This is a genomic window from Pseudomonas asgharzadehiana, assembly GCF_019139815.1.
Classification (GTDB): domain Bacteria; phylum Pseudomonadota; class Gammaproteobacteria; order Pseudomonadales; family Pseudomonadaceae; genus Aquipseudomonas; species Aquipseudomonas asgharzadehiana.
The window spans coordinates 1,488,772-1,504,838 of record NZ_CP077079.1 but is presented as its reverse complement, the minus strand read 5'-3'; the positions used below and the strand labels follow the sequence as shown (position 1 = coordinate 1,504,838).

The window sequence follows — 16,067 nt, the reverse complement described above, 5'->3', positions numbered from 1 at the left end:
GATGAGCCTGGCCGTTTCCCGACAACCGCCGCTGCGCAGGTTTTCCAACCTGCTGTACCGCAAGCCCAACCTCTACCTGGCGATGTTGCTGATACCGCCGTTGATCTGGTTCGGCGCGATCTACCTGGGTTCGCTGCTGACCCTGCTCTGGCAAGGTTTCTACACCTTCGACGATTTCACCATGGCGGTCACGCCGGACCTGACCCTGGCCAACTTCGCCGCGCTGTTCCAGCCGTCGAACTTCGACATCATCCTGCGCACCTTGAGCATGGCCATCGTGGTGTCGATCGCCAGCGCGATCGTGGCCTTCCCTATCGCCTACTACATGGCGCGCTACACCACGGGCAAGACCAAGGCGTTTTTCTATATCGCGGTGATGATGCCGATGTGGGCCAGCTATATCGTCAAGGCGTACGCCTGGACCCTGCTGCTGGCCAAGGGCGGCGTGGCGCAGTGGTTCGTGCAGCACCTGGGGCTGGAGCCGCTGTTGCAGTTCGTGCTGGGCATTCCCGGCGTGGGCGGCAGCACCTTGAGCACCTCGCACCTCGGGCGGTTCATGGTGTTTGTGTATATCTGGCTGCCGTTCATGATCCTGCCGATCCAGGCTGCGCTGGAGCGTTTGCCGCCGTCGCTGCTGCAAGCCTCGGCCGACCTGGGCGCCAAGCCGCGCCAGACCTTTATGCAGGTGATTCTGCCGTTGTCGGTGCCAGGGATCGCCGCCGGTTCGATCTTTACGTTTTCACTGACCCTGGGCGATTTCATCGTGCCGCAACTGGTGGGCCCGCCGGGCTACTTTGTCGGCGGCATGGTCTACGCCCAGCAAGGCGCCATCGGCAATATGCCCATGGCCGCGGCGTTCACCCTGGTGCCGATCGTGTTGATCGCCGTGTACCTGTCCATCGTCAAACGCCTGGGGGCCTTCGATGCACTCTGATCAATCATCACTGGGCCTGAAAATCGCAGCCTGGGGCGGCCTGGTGTTTCTGCACTTCCCGATCCTGATCATCTTCCTCTACGCCTTCAATACCGAAGAGGCCGCGTTCAGCTTCCCGCCCCAGGGGTTTACCTTGAAGTGGTTCAGCGTGGCCTTCGCCCGGCCGGATGTGCTGGAAGCGATCAAGCTGTCGCTGCAGATCGCCGCGATTGCCACCCTGATTGCCATGGTGCTCGGCACGCTGGCGTCGGCGGCGTTGTATCGCCGGGAGTTCTTCGGCAAGCAAGGCGTGTCCCTGATGCTGATCCTGCCGATTGCGCTGCCGGGGATCATCACCGGTATCGCCTTGCTGGCCACGTTCAAGACGCTGGGCATCGAGCCTGGAATGTTCACCATCATCGTCGGCCACGCAACGTTCTGCGTGGTGATCGTCTACAACAACGTGATCGCACGGTTGCGCCGTACCTCCCACAGCCTGATCGAAGCCTCGATGGACCTGGGCGCCGACGGCTGGCAGACCTTTCGCTACATCATCATGCCCAACCTGGGCTCGGCGCTGCTGGCCGGCGGCATGCTCGCCTTTGCGCTGTCGTTTGACGAAATCATCGTCACCACCTTCACCGCCGGCCACGAGCGCACCTTGCCGCTTTGGCTGCTCAACCAGCTCAGCCGCCCACGGGACGTGCCGGTGACTAATGTGGTGGCGATGCTGGTGATGCTGGTGACGATGGTCCCGATTCTGGGGGCCTATTACCTGACACGTGGCGGGGAAAGCGTGGCCGGTAGTGGCGGTAAATAACTTGACTGGAGGAATGCGATTCCAATGTGGAAGGGGGCTTGCTCCCGATAGCTGTATTTCAGTCAATACAGGGCTGTCTGATGTACTGCCATCGGGGGCAAGCCCCCTCCCACATTTAGAGCCGGTTTCTTCAGGGAAATAACATTCGTTTGAGGAGAGCTGAACCATGCAAACCAAACTGCTGATCAACGGCCAACTGGTACAAGGCGAAGGCCCGGCCCAGGCCGTATTCAACCCGTCATTGGGCCGGGTGCTGGTGGAAATCAACGAAGCCAGCGAAGCCCAGGTCGACGCCGCCGTGCGTGCCGCCGACGCGGCCTTTGAAAGCTGGTCGCAAACCGCGCCGAAGGACCGTTCGCTGCTGCTGCTGAAACTGGCGGACGCGATCGAAGCCCACGGCGCTGAGCTGGCCAAGCTCGAATCGGACAACTGCGGCAAGCCGTACAACGCCGCACTGAACGACGAGATACCGGCGATTGCCGACGTGTTCCGCTTTTTTGCCGGCGCCAGCCGCTGCATGAGCGGCTCGGCGGGCGGTGAATACCTGCCGGGCCATACGTCGATGATCCGCCGCGATCCGGTGGGCGTGATCGCCTCTATCGCGCCGTGGAACTACCCACTGATGATGGTCGCCTGGAAAATCGCCCCGGCCCTGGCCGCCGGTAATACCGTGGTGCTCAAACCGTCGGAGCAAACCCCGCTGACGGCGTTGCGCATGGTTGAGCTGGCGGCGCGGATTTTTCCGGCTGGCGTGCTCAACCTGGTGTTCGGTCGTGGGCCTACGGTGGGCAGCCCATTGGTCAGCCACCCGAAAGTGCGCATGGTGTCGTTGACCGGCTCCATCGCCACCGGCGCGAATATCATTTCCAGCACCGCTGACGGCGTGAAGCGCATGCACATGGAGCTGGGTGGCAAGGCCCCGGTGATTATTTTCAACGACGCAGACATCGACGCCGCCGTGGAAGGCATCCGCACCTTCGGCTTTTACAACGCCGGCCAGGACTGCACCGCCGCGTGCCGCATTTATGCCCAGGCGGATATCTACGATGCCTTCGTCGAGAAACTCGGCATCGCCGTGTCGAGCATCAAGTACGGCTTGCAGGATGACCCGGCCACCGAGTTGGGCCCGTTGATCACCGCGCAGCACCGGGACCGCGTCGCCGGGTTTGTCGAACGTGCCGTGGCGCAGCCACATATCCGCCTGGTCACGGGTGGCAAGGCCGTGCAAGGCAATGGGTTCTTCTTTGAGCCGACGGTATTGGCCGATGCGCAGCAGGACGACGAGATCGTGCGCCGCGAGGTGTTTGGGCCGGTGGTGTCGGTGACCAAGTTCGCCGACGAAGCCCAGGTGCTGAACTGGGCCAATGATTCGGACTACGGCCTGGCGTCATCCATATGGACCGCCGATGTAGGGCGAGCCCATCGCTTGGCCGCACGCTTGCAGTACGGCTGCACCTGGGTAAATACCCACTTTATGCTCGTCAGCGAAATGCCCCATGGCGGTCAGAAACTGTCGGGGTATGGCAAGGACATGTCCATGTATGGGCTGGAGGACTACACCACCGTTCGCCATGTGATGTTCAAGCACTGAAGCCAATGGGGGAGGGAGCAAGTCCCTCCCCGTTTTTTATCTGCATGATTTCGGGGTAGGGTATTCCCCTCACAGGCTCGGAAACGTCTTGTTTCATATGCACTGCCATCACCCCGCCATCAATCAATTTTCCTTCCCCACCGAACCGCTTAAGCTATCCGGCGTCTGTTTAATGTCCGTTGCGTTTGGCCGAAGGCATGTCCGAACCGTAATTTCTGATCCAGCACGTGCCAGGTACGGCGCGGGATTTGCTCACGACAGGTTGTCTCTATGCATCGCAGGAATTTGCTCAAAGCGTCCATGGCCATTGCGGCTTACACCGGTTTATCGGCCAGCGGCCTGCTGGCCGCGCAGGCTTGGGCGGGTAACCGCGCCGCCGATGGCAAGGCCGTGGCGTTCGACTTCGACACGCTGAAAGCCCAGGCCAAGCAACTCGCCGGGACCGCGTACAAAGACACCAAACAGGTGCTGCCGCCAACCCTGGCGAGCATGACCCCGCAGAATTTCAACGCCATCGGCTACGACGGCAAGCATTCGCTGTGGAAAGAGTTGAACGGCCAACTGGACGTGCAGTTCTTTCACGTCGGCATGGGTTTCAAGACGCCGGTGCGCATGCACAGCGTCGACCCCAAGACCCGTGAAGCGCGGGAGGTGCACTTTCGTCCGTCACTGTTCAACTATGAAAAAACCACCGTCGACACCCAACAGCTGACCGGCGACCTGGGCTTCTCCGGCTTCAAGCTGTTCAAGGCACCGGAACTGGATCGCCATGACGTGCTGTCGTTCCTCGGCGCCAGTTACTTCCGCGCGGTGGATGCCACCGGCCAATACGGCCTGTCGGCACGTGGCCTGGCCATCGACACCTATGCAAAAAAACGCGAGGAATTCCCCGACTTCACGCAGTTCTGGTTCGAAACCCCGGACAAGGACGCCACCCGCTTCGTGGTCTACGCCCTGCTCGACTCGCCGAGCGCCACCGGCGCCTACCGTTTCGATATCGACTGCCAGGCCAGCCAGGTGGTGATGGCCATCGATGCGCATATCAATGCACGTACCACCATCGAACAACTGGGCATCGCACCGATGACCAGCATGTTCAGTTGCGGCACCCATGAGCGTCGGATGTGCGACACCATCCACCCACAGATCCACGACTCGGACCGCTTGGCGATGTGGCGCGGCAATGGCGAGTGGATCTGCCGCCCGCTGAATAACCCGGCCAAGCTGCAGTTCAACACCTTCACCGACAAAGACCCGAAAGGCTTCGGCCTGGTGCAGACCGACCATGAGTTCGCCAGCTACCAGGACACCGTGGACTGGTACAGCAAGCGCCCAAGCCTGTGGGTAGAACCGACCACCGCCTGGGGCGAAGGCTCGATCGACCTGCTGGAAATTCCGACAACGGGCGAAACCCTGGATAATATCGTGGCCTTCTGGACCCCGAAAAAACCGGTGGCGGCCGGCGACTCGCTCAACTACGGCTACAAGCTGTACTGGAGCGCCTTGCCGCCGGTGAGCACACCGTTGGCGCAAGTCGACGCGACCCGCTCAGGCATGGGCGGCTTCACCGAAGGCTGGGCGCCGGGCGAGCATTACCCGGACGTGTGGGCGCGCCGTTTCGCCGTGGACTTCAAAGGCGGTGGCCTGGATCGCCTGCCCGCCGGCACCGGGATCGAGCCGGTGGTGACCTGTTCCCACGGTGAAGTGAAAGACTTCAGCGTGCTGGTGCTGGACAACATCAAGGGCTACCGCATCCTGTTCGATTGGTACCCGACCAGCGACAGCGTTGAACCGGTGGAGCTGCGCCTGTTTATCCGCACGCAGGACCGCACCTTGAGTGAAACCTGGCTGTATCAGTACTTCCCGCCGGCGCCGGAGCTGCGCAAGTACACCTGATACCCATGTGAGAAGGGCTTGCTCTCAAGAGTGATGTGTCAGTGACAGGTTAGCCGACTGGTACACCGCATCGGGAGCAAGCCCCCTCCCACCCTGGTTCTACGTTGACCCTAAAACCGCGACACACTCTTCATCGCTCCCACCAGATAACGCATCGCCACCTGATCGTTTTCGTTCAAAGCGCGATACTGCGTAAGCAATTCGGCCTCATCCGAACTCAACCTGCGACCACGCAAGGACAGCCTGCGGGCCAAAAAAGACGCCACCACACCCGCTACACCATAGGACTTGGCCATGGACTGCTTCTCCTGATCTCGATCAAATACTCACGGCGCCCACCCACTGCCTCCTGTGAAGCGCTACGCCTCCCTGGACAAGACTGACTTCTTGGGCCAGCAACCAGTCCTACCCTAAGCGTAGAAACAATCTTGTTACGTGTGGGATTTTTTTAGAGCATTCACTTAAAAAACCCCTTCGGTAACAAATACCTACAGCCAAATCCCACGACCATACGCAAAAAAAAACCCACCGGCTCAGGGTGGGTTTACGACTGCCGAGAAAAACTCAATCGCGCAAGTCAGACTCATGAATCGGCTGGTCCCGATGAGTCGCCCGTTGGTACTGCGCCGGCCAGATCGCTTTGCGCCCGCCCAGGTCATCGTCGGCGTGCAACGGCCAGTACGGGTCGCGCAGCAGTTCGCGGGCCAGGAAGATGATATCGGCCTGGCAAGTGCGCAGGATGTGCTCGGCCTGGGCCGGTTCGGTGATCATGCCCACGGTGCCGGTGGCGATGCCCGACTCTTTGCGCACGCGCTCGGCAAACCGTGTCTGGTAGCCGGGGCCAGTGGGGATCTCGGCATTGGCGGCGGTGCCACCGGAGGAAACGTCGATCAGGTCCACGCCCAAATCTCTCAGGCGGCGCGCCAGTTCCACGGTTTCATCGGGGTTCCAGCCGTCTTCCACCCAGTCGGTGGCCGACACCCGTACGAACAGCGGCAGTTCTTGGGGCCAGACTTCGCGCACGGCCCTGGTTACCTCAAGCACCAGGCGGATGCGATTTTCAAACGAGCCGCCGTACTGGTCCTGGCGCTGGTTGCTGAGGGGCGAGAGGAATTGGTGCAACAGGTAACCATGCGCGGCGTGGATCTCTACCACCTCGAAACCCGCCGTCAATGCGCGTTTGGCGGCGGCGACAAAGTCGGCGACCACTTGCTGGATCTGCCCTTCATCCAGCTGCTTGGGTTGGGTGTGTTGCGGGTCGAAGGCAATCGGCGAAGGCCCTACCGGCACCCAGCCACCATCCTCGGGCTTGACACTGCCATGCTTGCCGATCCATGGCCGGTGGGTGCTGGCCTTGCGCCCGGCATGGGCCAGTTGAATCCCCGCCACCGCGCCCTGGGCGGCAATGAAACGGGTGATCCGTTGCAGCGGTTCAATCTGCTGGTCATTCCACAGGCCCAGGTCCTGGGCGGTGATGCGGCCGTCGGCGGTCACGGCGGTGGCCTCGGTGAATATCAGCCCGGCCCCGCCGACGGCACGACTGCCGAGGTGGACCAGGTGCCAATCATTGGCCAGGCCATCGTCACTGGAGTATTGGCACATCGGTGACACCGCAATGCGGTTGAGCAGGGTCAATTGACGCAGGGTATAGGGTTCGAGCAGCTGACTCATGGCGCACCTCTTCCGGGTTCTGTGGGCGAGCTTCAAGACTCTCTAACGGTGAGTAGAGCCTAGTCGACAACGCTCGATTGCACAGGGTTCAGAAGACAAAACGGGAGCCGATTGCCGGCCCCCGTACAGCGCCAGGCTACATTTCGACCTGGGTGCCCAGCTCGATCACTCGGTTTACCGGGAGTTTGAAGAAGCGCAGGTTGCCGTTGGCGTTCTTCAACATGAAGGCAAACAAACCTTCGCGCCAGCGCGCCATGCCCTCGAGTTTGGAGGCAATCACCGTTTCGCGGCTGAGGAAGTAGGTGGTGCGCATCGGGCTGAAATCCAGATCGTCCAGATGGCACAGTTTCAGCGCTTGAGGCACATCCGGCTCGTCGGTGAAGCCGAAATGCAGAATCACACGGAAGAAACCTTCACCGTAGGCATCCACCTCGAAACGCCGAGAGGCCGGTACGCGCGGAATGTCTTCGTACACCACCGTCAGCAGCACCACTTGCTCGTGCAGCACCTGGTTATGCAGCAGGTTGTGCAACAGCGCATGGGGCACTGCATCCGGCCGCGCGGTCAAGAACACCGCCGTGCCCTGCACGCGATGGGGCGGTTGCACGCGGATGCTGCTGATAAAGATCGGCAGCGGCAGGCCGCCTTCGTCGAGGCGATCTACTAGCAATTGCTTGCCGCGCTTCCAGGTCGTCATCAACACGAACAGCACGATCCCCGCGACCACGGGGAAAGCGCCGCCCTGGATGATTTTCGGCACGTTGGCCGCAAAATACAGCCCGTCGACCAACAGGCAGCAAAGCAGTACCGGCACGGCCAGCACCGGTGGCCATTTCCACAGCAGCAGCATCACGGCCGAGACCAGGATGGTGGTCATCAGCATGGTGCCCGTCACGGCCACACCGTAAGCCGAGGCCAACGCGTTGGAGGACTCGAAGCCCAGCACCAGCAGGATCACGCCGACCATCAGCGACCAGTTCACCGCGCCGATATAGATCTGGCCCTGTTCGGCGCTGGAGGTGTGTTGAATATGCATGCGCGGGATGTAACCCAGCTGGATCGCCTGGCGCGTCAACGAGAACGCCCCGGAAATCACCGCTTGGGAGGCGATCACCGTAGCCAGGGTCGACAACCCCACCAGCGGGATCAGCGCCCAGCTCGGCGCCAGCAGGTAGAACGGGTTGCGCGCGGCTTCCGGGTCGCCCAGCAGCAGGGCACCCTGGCCGAAATAATTGAGCACCAGCGCCGGCAGTACCAGCATGAACCAGGCGCGAGCGATGGGCTTGCGGCCAAAATGGCCCATATCGGCATACAGCGCTTCAGCGCCGGTCAATGCCAGCACCACGGCGCCAAGGATGGCCACGCCAATGCCTGGGTGAGCTTCGAAGAACCGCACGGCCCAGATCGGGTTCAAGGCCTTGAGCACTTCCGGATGCTGGGAGATGCCATAGATGCCCAGGCCGCCCAGCACCAGGAACCAGGTCACCATCACCGGTCCGAATAACTTGCCGATACGGTCGGTGCCGTGCTTCTGGATCAGGAACAGCGCCACCAGCACCACCAGCGCAATGGGCACGACCCATTTTTCCAGGCCATCGAACGCCAGTTCCAGGCCTTCTACCGCCGACAATACGGAAATCGCCGGGGTGATCATGCTGTCGCCGTAGAACAGCGCCGCGCCGCACAGGCCACAGACCACCAGGAAACTGCGCAACTTCCTGCGCTCCCCTGCCGCCCGTCGAGCCAGCGCCGTCAGGGCCATGATGCCGCCCTCCCCCTGGTTGTCGGCACGCAGCACAAACAACATGTATTTGATCGACACCACCCAGATCAGCGACCAGAAGATCAGCGCCAGGATCCCAAGCACACCATCATGATTGACCTGAACCCCATAACCGCCGGTGAACACCTCTTTAAGGGTATAGAGCGGGCTGGTCCCGATATCGCCGTAAACCACCCCAACCGCTGCCACCAGCATGCCAATCGGCTTGACGTTGGAATGCTCGGCACCCGCTGCCTGACTACTTGCCTGACCCATCAACCACTCCTGCCCTTTGACCTGCGGTCTTTTATAAACAACGCCTCTAAGCTGACCCTAGCATGCGCTGTTTTACTTCTCGTAACAGACGTTTTGTTGACCCACGGGTTTTCCCGGTGGGTAACGGCGCGAAGCATAGCGCAGCACTCGTCGCATTTCCCTGCTCAAGTGCTTTAGAGGCTGCTTTAGGCGATCAGTTATGACTGACACAGCCTTTTGGAGCCTTTTTGCCTGCATTGATCACACTTACCACCGACCGTATATTTTGGCGCGACTCGGCGGTGCCTACCTTAACGATGCGATTAAGAAATCCTTGGCCGGCTTGGTTCGCTCTATCAAACGTGCCCGCGCACGGCGATCGCAGTCGATATAGAAACTCAATCATCGACATGTCTCTTTCAAGGTACATTCCTTATGTACGAAGTGAAACACGTGCTGTCCGCCAATGGCGTGGATATCTACCAAGCCTGGCTAGACACCGTTCAAGACAATCGTTCTAAAGCAAGAATCACCACCCGAGTGGACCGAGCGTCACTTGGTTACTTCGGAATAACCGAGCCGGTGGGTGATGGGGTCTTTGAAATGAAGCTCGACTTTGGCCCTGGGTTTCGCGTGTATTACGCACTCCAGGACCGAAAAATTGTTTTCCTGTTGGGCGGTGGCTCAAAGGCCAGGCAGCAGAACGACATCGAGCAAGCCAAGGCTCTCTGGAAATCCTATAAGGTGCAGCAAAAATGACTATTCGTACTCGCTCTCATGAAGACAGCGTCCTTGAAATGCTCCGAGACAACAAAGCCTTCGCTCTGGAGTATCTATCCGCCGCACTTGAAGAAATCGATGAAGCGGGTGGTGAGGACGCCTTTCTTGTCGCTGTCCGTCGAGTGGTGGAAGCGCGTGGAGGGATGCTCAACCTGTCCCAGAACACGGGACTCAATCGGGCAAATCTGTACCGGTCCATTGCAGTCGGCGGCGACCCGAAGCTCTCCACCCTGCTCAAAGTGCTTCAGGCGTTGGGCGTGGGGATGTCCAAAGTCGTATCTCACCGTACAGAGCAAGATGTTCACGCTTAAAAAGCGTAAGTAGCCGCACTGCGAATTACCCAGCGCAGCACTCGTCGCATTTCCCTGCATAAAGCTGGTCAATTGCTTTGCCCGTCGCTAGAATTGCGCACTTTTTGATCAGAGGCGCGCCAAGCGCCCGTCCGTTGCCTCGTCGTGCACGACCGGCGGCGTCATTCAATACCGAGGTTAGACATGTCCACCACCATCGCAAAAGCCAACCCCAAGGTTGGCTTTGTTTCCCTGGGTTGCCCGAAGGCGCTCGTCGACTCCGAGCGCATCCTTACGCAACTGCGTATGGAAGGCTATGACGTCGTGTCCACTTACCAGGACGCCGATGTGGTGGTGGTCAACACCTGCGGTTTCATCGACTCGGCCAAGGCTGAGTCGCTGGAAGTGATCGGCGAAGCGATCAAGGAAAACGGCAAGGTCATCGTGACCGGCTGCATGGGCGTGGAAGAAGGCAATATCCGCAACGTGCACCCCAGCGTGCTGGCGGTGACCGGCCCGCAGCAGTACGAGCAGGTGGTCAACGCCGTGCACGACGTGGTGCCGCCGCGCCAGGACCACAACCCGCTGATCGACCTGGTGCCGCCGCAAGGCATCAAGCTGACGCCACGCCACTACGCGTACCTGAAGATTTCCGAAGGCTGCAACCACAGCTGCAGTTTCTGCATCATCCCGTCGATGCGCGGCAAACTGGTCAGCCGCCCGGTGGGCGATGTGCTGGACGAGGCCCAGCGCCTGGTCAAATCCGGCGTCAAAGAGCTGTTGGTGATCTCCCAAGACACCAGCGCCTACGGCGTCGACGTGAAATACCGCACCGGTTTCTGGAACGGCGCGCCGGTGAAGACCCGCATGACCGAACTGTGCGAAGCCCTCAGCAGCCTGGGCGTGTGGGTGCGCCTGCATTACGTTTACCCGTACCCGCACGTCGATGAGCTGATTCCGCTGATGGCCGCTGGCAAGATCCTGCCGTACCTGGACATTCCGTTCCAGCACGCCAGCCCGAAAGTGCTCAAGGCCATGAAACGCCCGGCCTTCGAAGACAAGACCCTGGCGCGCATCAAGAACTGGCGCCAGATCTGCCCTGAGCTGATCATCCGCTCCACCTTCATCGTCGGCTTCCCCGGCGAAACCGAAGAAGACTTCCAGTACCTGCTGGACTGGCTGACCGAGGCCCAGTTGGACCGCGTCGGCTGCTTCCAGTATTCGCCAGTGGAAGGCGCCCCCGCCAACCTGCTGGACCTGGCCGTGGTGCCGGACGACGTCAAGCAAGACCGGTGGGAACGCTTCATGGCGCACCAACAGGCGATCAGCTCGGCGCGCCTGCAACTGCGCATCGGTAAGGAAATCGAAGTATTGATCGACGAAGTCGACGAGCAAGGTGCCGTTGGCCGCTGCTTCTTCGACGCGCCGGAAATCGACGGTAACGTGTTTATCGACGACGCCAGCGGCTTGAAGCCGGGCGACAAGGTGTGGTGCACGGTGACCGATGCCGACGAGTACGACTTGTGGGCGGAAAAACGCGCCTGATCGGTAAAGAATAAAAAAGCCCTGCTTCTGGACAAGATGCAGGGCTTTTTTAGGTCTATTGTTTCGCCCATCAGCACCGTTCACAGCGAGGGGCAGCGGGCATGCGTCAGCATTCGGTTATCCACACACCTAAAACCAGTGACTACCCAGCATTGGCGCGGATCTGGGAGGCTTCGGTGCGGGCCACCCACGATTTCTTGCCGGACAGTTACATCGTGTTGCTCAAAGAGTTGGTGCTGACCCGCTACCTCGACGCCGTGATGCTGATCTGCACCAAGGACTCGCGCCAGCGCATCACCGGGTTTGCCGGCGTAGCAGCGGGCAAAGTGGAGATGCTGTTTATCGACCCACAGCACCGTGGCCAGGGCCTCGGCCGGCAACTGCTGGGGTATGCGGTTGAGCATATGAACGCCGAGGAACTGGACGTCAACGAACAGAACCCCCAGGCCCTGGGGTTTTATTTAAAGTTTGGGTTCGAAGTAATCGGTCGTTCGGCGCATGACGGCCTGGGCCAGCCTTATCCGTTGCTGCATCTGCGTTTGCGCCAGCAGCAGCAACGATGCCGTGGCTGACCCACACCGCGCCATTTTGAATTGCGTTTGATCAATAGAGCACCGCGCTGAAATGGGGCCGGGATTAACCGGCGCCAGGCAGGTACAATAGCCGCCCCCTTTTGTTACGGCCCTTGTCATGACTGACCCCATACGCCTCTCCAAACGCCTTATCGAACTGGTCGGTTGCTCCCGTCGGGAGGCTGAGCTGTTTATCGAAGGCGGCTGGGTCTCGGTGGACGGCGAAGTGATCGACGAGCCGCAGTTCAAGGTCACCACCGAGAAGGTCGAACTCGACCCCGAGGCCAAGGCCACCGCGCCGGAGCCGGTGACCATCCTGCTTCACGCCCCTGCCGGCGTGGATGCCGAGACGGCCATGGCCTCGATCAGCGCCGACACCCTGTCCGAAGAACACCGCTTCAGCAAGCGCCCGCTCAAGGGCCACTTCCTGCGCCTGACCGCCAGCGCCGACCTGCAGGCCAAGGCCAGCGGCCTGCTGGTCTTTACCCAGGACTGGAAAATTCTGCGCAAGTTGACCGCCGATGCAGCCAAGATCGAGCAGGAATACGTGGTGGAGGTCGAGGGCGACATGGTTGCCCACGGGCTCAACCGCCTCAACCACGGCCTGACCTACAAAGGCAAAGAGCTGCCAGCGGTCAAAGCCAGCTGGCAGAACGAAAACCGCCTGCGCTTTGCGATGAAAAACCCACAGCCCGGCGTGATCGCGTTGTTCTGCGAAGCCGTTGGCCTGAAGGTTGTGGCCATTCGCCGCATCCGCATCGGCGGCGTGTCCATCGGCAAGGTGCCGGTCGGTCAATGGCGTTACCTGTCCGGCAAAGAGAAGTTCTAAGCCGCTCCCCTTTTCTCGGTACCGCCCGATAGGCGGTGCCCTCAGTTGAATACCAGGATTGCCCACCATGATTCACAACGACGTACTGCGCAGCGTGCGCTACATGCTCGACATCAGCGACAACAAGATGGTCGAGATCATCAAGCTCGGCGGCATGGACGTGACCAAGGACGACCTGCTGACCTACCTCAAGAAAGACGAAGAAGAAGGCTTTGTGTTCTGCCCGGACGACGTCATGGCCCACTTTCTGGACGGCCTGGTGATCTTCAAGCGCGGCAAGGACGAAAGCCGTCCACCGCAGCCGATCGAAACGCCGGTGACCAACAACATCATCCTCAAGAAGCTGCGCGTGGCCTTCGAACTCAAGGAAGACGACATGCATGCCATCCTCAAGGCCGCCGAATTCCCGGTGTCCAAGCCGGAACTGAGCGCGCTGTTTCGCAAGTTCGGCCACACCAACTACCGCACCTGTGGTGACCAGTTGCTGCGCAACTTCCTCAAGGGGCTGACCCTGCGGGTTCGTGCGTAAACCATGAGCTATCAAGTCTCGCCCGTCGGCTTCGTTCGCTCCTGCTTCAAGGAGAAGTTCGCCATCCCGCGCCAACCGCAACTGGCGCCTGCAGCCCGGGGCGTGCTGGAGTTGGTGGCGCCGTTCGACGGTGGTGAGGCGGTGCAGGGCTTGGAGCAGGTCAGCCATGTGTGGCTGCTGTTCCTGTTCCACCAGGCCCTGGAAGACACACCACGCCTCAAAGTGCGCCCGCCTCGCCTGGGCGGCAACACGTCCATGGGCGTATTTGCCACCCGTGCGACCCATCGGCCCAACGGCATCGGCCAGTCGGTGGTCAAGCTGGACAAGGTGGAAGCGGGCCGGCTATGGATTTCCGGGATCGATTTGCTCGATGGCACACCGGTTTTGGATATCAAGCCGTATGTGCCGTATGCCGATATTGTCGACACGGCCACCAATGGCATCGCCAGTGGTGCGCCGGCGTTGATTGCGGTGCAGTGGCTGAAGACAGCGCTGCAGCAGGCACAAGGCCATGCGCAGCGCCTTGGTGAACCGTTGGTGGAGTTGATTGATCAGTGTTTGGCGCAAGATCCACGGCCGGCGTATCAAACGCCTGGGCCTGAGCGCGAATACGGAGCGCAGTTCTGGGATGTGGATGTGCGGTGGCACTACCCTGAAGCTGGCGTCATTTGTGTATTGGAAGTGGTGCCTGCTGGATAAACCGGAAACCCAATGTGGAAGGGGCAAGCCCCTCCCACATTGGGTTCTACTGTGTTGCGAAGTCAGCACATGGCCTGACTGTTTTACTTCTCGACGAATGCACGCTCGATCAAGTAGTCACCCGGCTCACGCATCCGTGGCGAAACTTTCAGGCCGAAGCTGTTCAGCACTTCGCTGGTCTCATCCAACATGCTTGGGCTGCCACACAGCATGGCGCGGTCGTCCTCGGGGTTGATCGGCGGCAGGCCGATGTCGCGGAACAGTTTGCCGCTGCGCATCAGGTCGGTCAGGCGGCCTTCGTTCTCGAAGGGCTCGCGGGTCACGGTCGGGTAGTAGATCAGCTTGTCACGCAGGGCCTCGCCGAAGAATTCGTTCTGCGGCAGGTGCTCGGTAATGAATTCGCGGTAGGCGACTTCGTTGACGTAACGCACGCCGTGGCACAGGATCACTTTTTCGAAGCGTTCGTAGGTCTCTGGGTCCTGGATCACGCTCATGAACGGCGCCAAACCGGTACCCGTGCTGAGCAAGTACAGGTGTTTGCCCGGCTTCAAATCGTCAAGCACCAGGGTGCCTGTCGGCTTTTTGCTGATGATGATCTCGTCGCCTTCCTTCAAGTGCTGCAATTGGGAAGTCAGCGGGCCATCCGGCACCTTGATGCTGAAGAACTCCAGATGTTCTTCCCAGTTCGGGCTGGCAATGGAGTAAGCACGCATGAGCGGGCGGCCGTTGGGCTGTTGCAGGCCGATCATCACGAACTGACCGTTCTCGAAGCGCAGGCCCGGATCACGGGTGCACTTGAAGCTGAACAGAGTGTCGTTCCAGTGATGAACACTGAGGACACGCTCGTGGTTCATGTTGCTCATGTACGGGGGACTCCTGGAAGTGGGTCTGCGCCAGAGATGAAGCGCGCAATTGCACAGCATTCTAATGGCGGCGACAATATCTGTTAACTGGATTATTAAGATAAGGGTTATCGGTTATATCGATATGCGATTTACTCTCCGTCAACTGCAAGTCTTCGTCGCCGTCGCCCAGCAGGAAAGCGTCTCACGCGCTGCTGGCCTTCTGGCCTTATCCCAATCTGCGGCCAGCACGTCGATTACCGAGTTGGAGCGCCAATCCAGCTGCCAATTATTCGACCGTGCCGGTAAACGCCTGAGCCTCAACGCGCTCGGCCATCAGCTATTACCGCAGGCGGTGGCATTGCTGGACCAGGCCAAGGAGATCGAGGACTTGCTCAATGGCAAGTCCGGCTTCGGCTCCCTGGCAGTCGGCGCCACCTTGACCATCGGTAATTACCTGGCGACGCTGTTGATCGGCAGCTTCATGCAGCAGCACCCGGAAAGCCAAGTGAAGCTGCATGTGCAAAACACTGCCAATATCGTGCACCAGGTTGCGCATTACGAAATTGACCTGGGTCTAATCGAAGGCGACTGCAGCCATCCGGACATCGAAGTGCAAACCTGGGTCGAAGATGAGTTGGTGGTGTTTTGCGCGCCGCAGCATCACCTGGCCAAACGCGGCGTGGCAACGATGCAAGAGCTGACCCATGAAGCGTGGATCCTGCGCGAACAAGGCTCAGGCACGCGCCTGACTTTCGACCAGGCCATGCGCCATCACCGCAGCGCACTGAATATCCGCCTGGAGCTGGAACACACCGAAGCGATCAAGCGCGCCGTGGAATCCGGATTGGGGATTGGCTGCATCTCGCGCCTGGCGCTGCGCGACGCGTTTCGGCGCGGCAGCCTGGTGCCGGTGGAGACCCCGGACCTGGACCTGGCGCGACAGTTCTACTTCATCTGGCACAAGCAGAAGTACCAGACCTCGGCGATGCGCGAGTTTTTGGAGCTGTGCCGCGCTTTCACCGCAGGGGTTCAACGCAGCGACGAGATCGTACTGCCGAACATTGCCTGAG

Annotated in this window: 16 protein-coding genes; 12 read left to right on the top strand and 4 right to left on the bottom strand. The window is 60.3% G+C overall.

What is annotated here, in order from left to right:
* Nucleotide 1 precedes the first annotated feature (1 nt).
* The 4 genes from KSS96_RS06885 (at nucleotide 2) to KSS96_RS06870 (ending at nucleotide 5,220) form a co-directional block, all read left to right on the top strand.
* On the top strand, nucleotides 2-934 hold the full coding sequence (locus tag KSS96_RS06885) for an ABC transporter permease (RefSeq protein WP_017529753.1): 933 nt from the start codon (nucleotides 2-4) through the stop codon (nucleotides 932-934).
* Nucleotides 924-1,733, top strand: coding sequence for an ABC transporter permease (locus KSS96_RS06880; protein ID WP_116078351.1), 810 nt, complete (start codon nucleotides 924-926; stop codon nucleotides 1,731-1,733). Before KSS96_RS06885 ends, KSS96_RS06880 begins: the two co-directional genes overlap by 11 nt.
* Before the next feature lie 166 nt (nucleotides 1,734-1,899).
* Nucleotides 1,900-3,324: a gamma-aminobutyraldehyde dehydrogenase gene (locus KSS96_RS06875; protein ID WP_137219936.1), complete on the top strand. Its 1,425-nt coding sequence runs from the start codon at nucleotides 1,900-1,902 to the stop codon at nucleotides 3,322-3,324.
* 270 nt (nucleotides 3,325-3,594) lie between these two features.
* Complete coding sequence (locus tag KSS96_RS06870) at nucleotides 3,595-5,220, top strand: glucan biosynthesis protein D (RefSeq protein ID WP_137219937.1); 1,626 nt, start codon at nucleotides 3,595-3,597, stop codon at nucleotides 5,218-5,220.
* 110 nt (nucleotides 5,221-5,330) lie between these two features.
* Here KSS96_RS06870 and KSS96_RS06865 read toward each other — a convergent pair whose 3' ends face one another.
* The 3 genes from KSS96_RS06865 to KSS96_RS06855 form a co-directional block, all read right to left on the bottom strand.
* The gene (locus KSS96_RS06865; protein WP_017529757.1) at nucleotides 5,331-5,516 is read right to left on the bottom strand and encodes a hypothetical protein; all 186 of its coding nucleotides are present in this window, start codon (nucleotides 5,514-5,516) and stop codon (nucleotides 5,331-5,333) included.
* 268 nt (nucleotides 5,517-5,784) lie between these two features.
* Nucleotides 5,785-6,891, bottom strand: coding sequence for an NADH:flavin oxidoreductase/NADH oxidase (locus KSS96_RS06860; RefSeq protein ID WP_135196502.1), 1,107 nt, complete (start codon nucleotides 6,889-6,891; stop codon nucleotides 5,785-5,787).
* A gap of 136 nt (nucleotides 6,892-7,027) precedes the next feature.
* Nucleotides 7,028-8,929: a potassium transporter Kup gene (locus KSS96_RS06855; RefSeq protein ID WP_017529759.1), complete on the bottom strand. Its 1,902-nt coding sequence runs from the start codon at nucleotides 8,927-8,929 to the stop codon at nucleotides 7,028-7,030.
* A gap of 414 nt (nucleotides 8,930-9,343) precedes the next feature.
* Here KSS96_RS06855 and KSS96_RS06850 point away from each other — a divergent pair, with 414 nt between their 5' ends.
* From KSS96_RS06850 to tsaA, 7 genes are all read left to right on the top strand, one after another.
* Nucleotides 9,344-9,667 carry a type II toxin-antitoxin system RelE/ParE family toxin gene (locus tag KSS96_RS06850; protein ID WP_017529760.1) on the top strand — a complete coding sequence of 108 codons (324 nt, stop codon included), beginning with the start codon at nucleotides 9,344-9,346 and terminating at the stop codon, nucleotides 9,665-9,667.
* On the top strand, nucleotides 9,664-9,999 hold the full coding sequence (locus KSS96_RS06845; RefSeq protein WP_065877188.1) for a helix-turn-helix domain-containing transcriptional regulator: 336 nt from the start codon (nucleotides 9,664-9,666) through the stop codon (nucleotides 9,997-9,999). The genes KSS96_RS06850 and KSS96_RS06845 overlap by 4 nt, the downstream gene beginning before the upstream one ends.
* A 183-nt stretch (nucleotides 10,000-10,182) precedes the next feature.
* On the top strand, nucleotides 10,183-11,523 hold the full coding sequence (rimO, locus tag KSS96_RS06840; RefSeq protein WP_017529762.1) for a 30S ribosomal protein S12 methylthiotransferase RimO: 1,341 nt from the start codon (nucleotides 10,183-10,185) through the stop codon (nucleotides 11,521-11,523).
* Between the two features lie 101 nt (nucleotides 11,524-11,624).
* Nucleotides 11,625-12,095 (top strand): GNAT family N-acetyltransferase, encoded by a 471-nt coding sequence (locus KSS96_RS06835; protein WP_017529763.1) that lies wholly within the window; start codon nucleotides 11,625-11,627, stop codon nucleotides 12,093-12,095.
* 118 nt (nucleotides 12,096-12,213) lie between these two features.
* Nucleotides 12,214-12,924 carry an rRNA pseudouridine synthase gene (locus tag KSS96_RS06830; RefSeq protein WP_065877189.1) on the top strand — a complete coding sequence of 237 codons (711 nt, stop codon included), beginning with the start codon at nucleotides 12,214-12,216 and terminating at the stop codon, nucleotides 12,922-12,924.
* Between the two features lie 67 nt (nucleotides 12,925-12,991).
* The gene (locus KSS96_RS06825) at nucleotides 12,992-13,453 is read left to right on the top strand and encodes a YehS family protein (RefSeq protein ID WP_017529765.1); all 462 of its coding nucleotides are present in this window, start codon (nucleotides 12,992-12,994) and stop codon (nucleotides 13,451-13,453) included.
* A gap of 3 nt (nucleotides 13,454-13,456) precedes the next feature.
* On the top strand, nucleotides 13,457-14,152 hold the full coding sequence (tsaA, locus tag KSS96_RS06820) for a tRNA (N6-threonylcarbamoyladenosine(37)-N6)-methyltransferase TrmO (RefSeq protein ID WP_065877190.1): 696 nt from the start codon (nucleotides 13,457-13,459) through the stop codon (nucleotides 14,150-14,152).
* A gap of 83 nt (nucleotides 14,153-14,235) precedes the next feature.
* Here tsaA and fpr read toward each other — a convergent pair whose 3' ends face one another.
* Nucleotides 14,236-15,015, bottom strand: coding sequence for a ferredoxin-NADP reductase (gene fpr / locus KSS96_RS06815; RefSeq protein ID WP_017529767.1), 780 nt, complete (start codon nucleotides 15,013-15,015; stop codon nucleotides 14,236-14,238).
* Between the two features lie 124 nt (nucleotides 15,016-15,139).
* Between fpr and KSS96_RS06810 the strand changes: the two genes are divergently transcribed.
* Nucleotides 15,140-16,066, top strand: coding sequence for a LysR family transcriptional regulator (locus KSS96_RS06810; RefSeq protein WP_065877191.1), 927 nt, complete (start codon nucleotides 15,140-15,142; stop codon nucleotides 16,064-16,066).
* Nucleotide 16,067 lies beyond the last annotated feature (1 nt).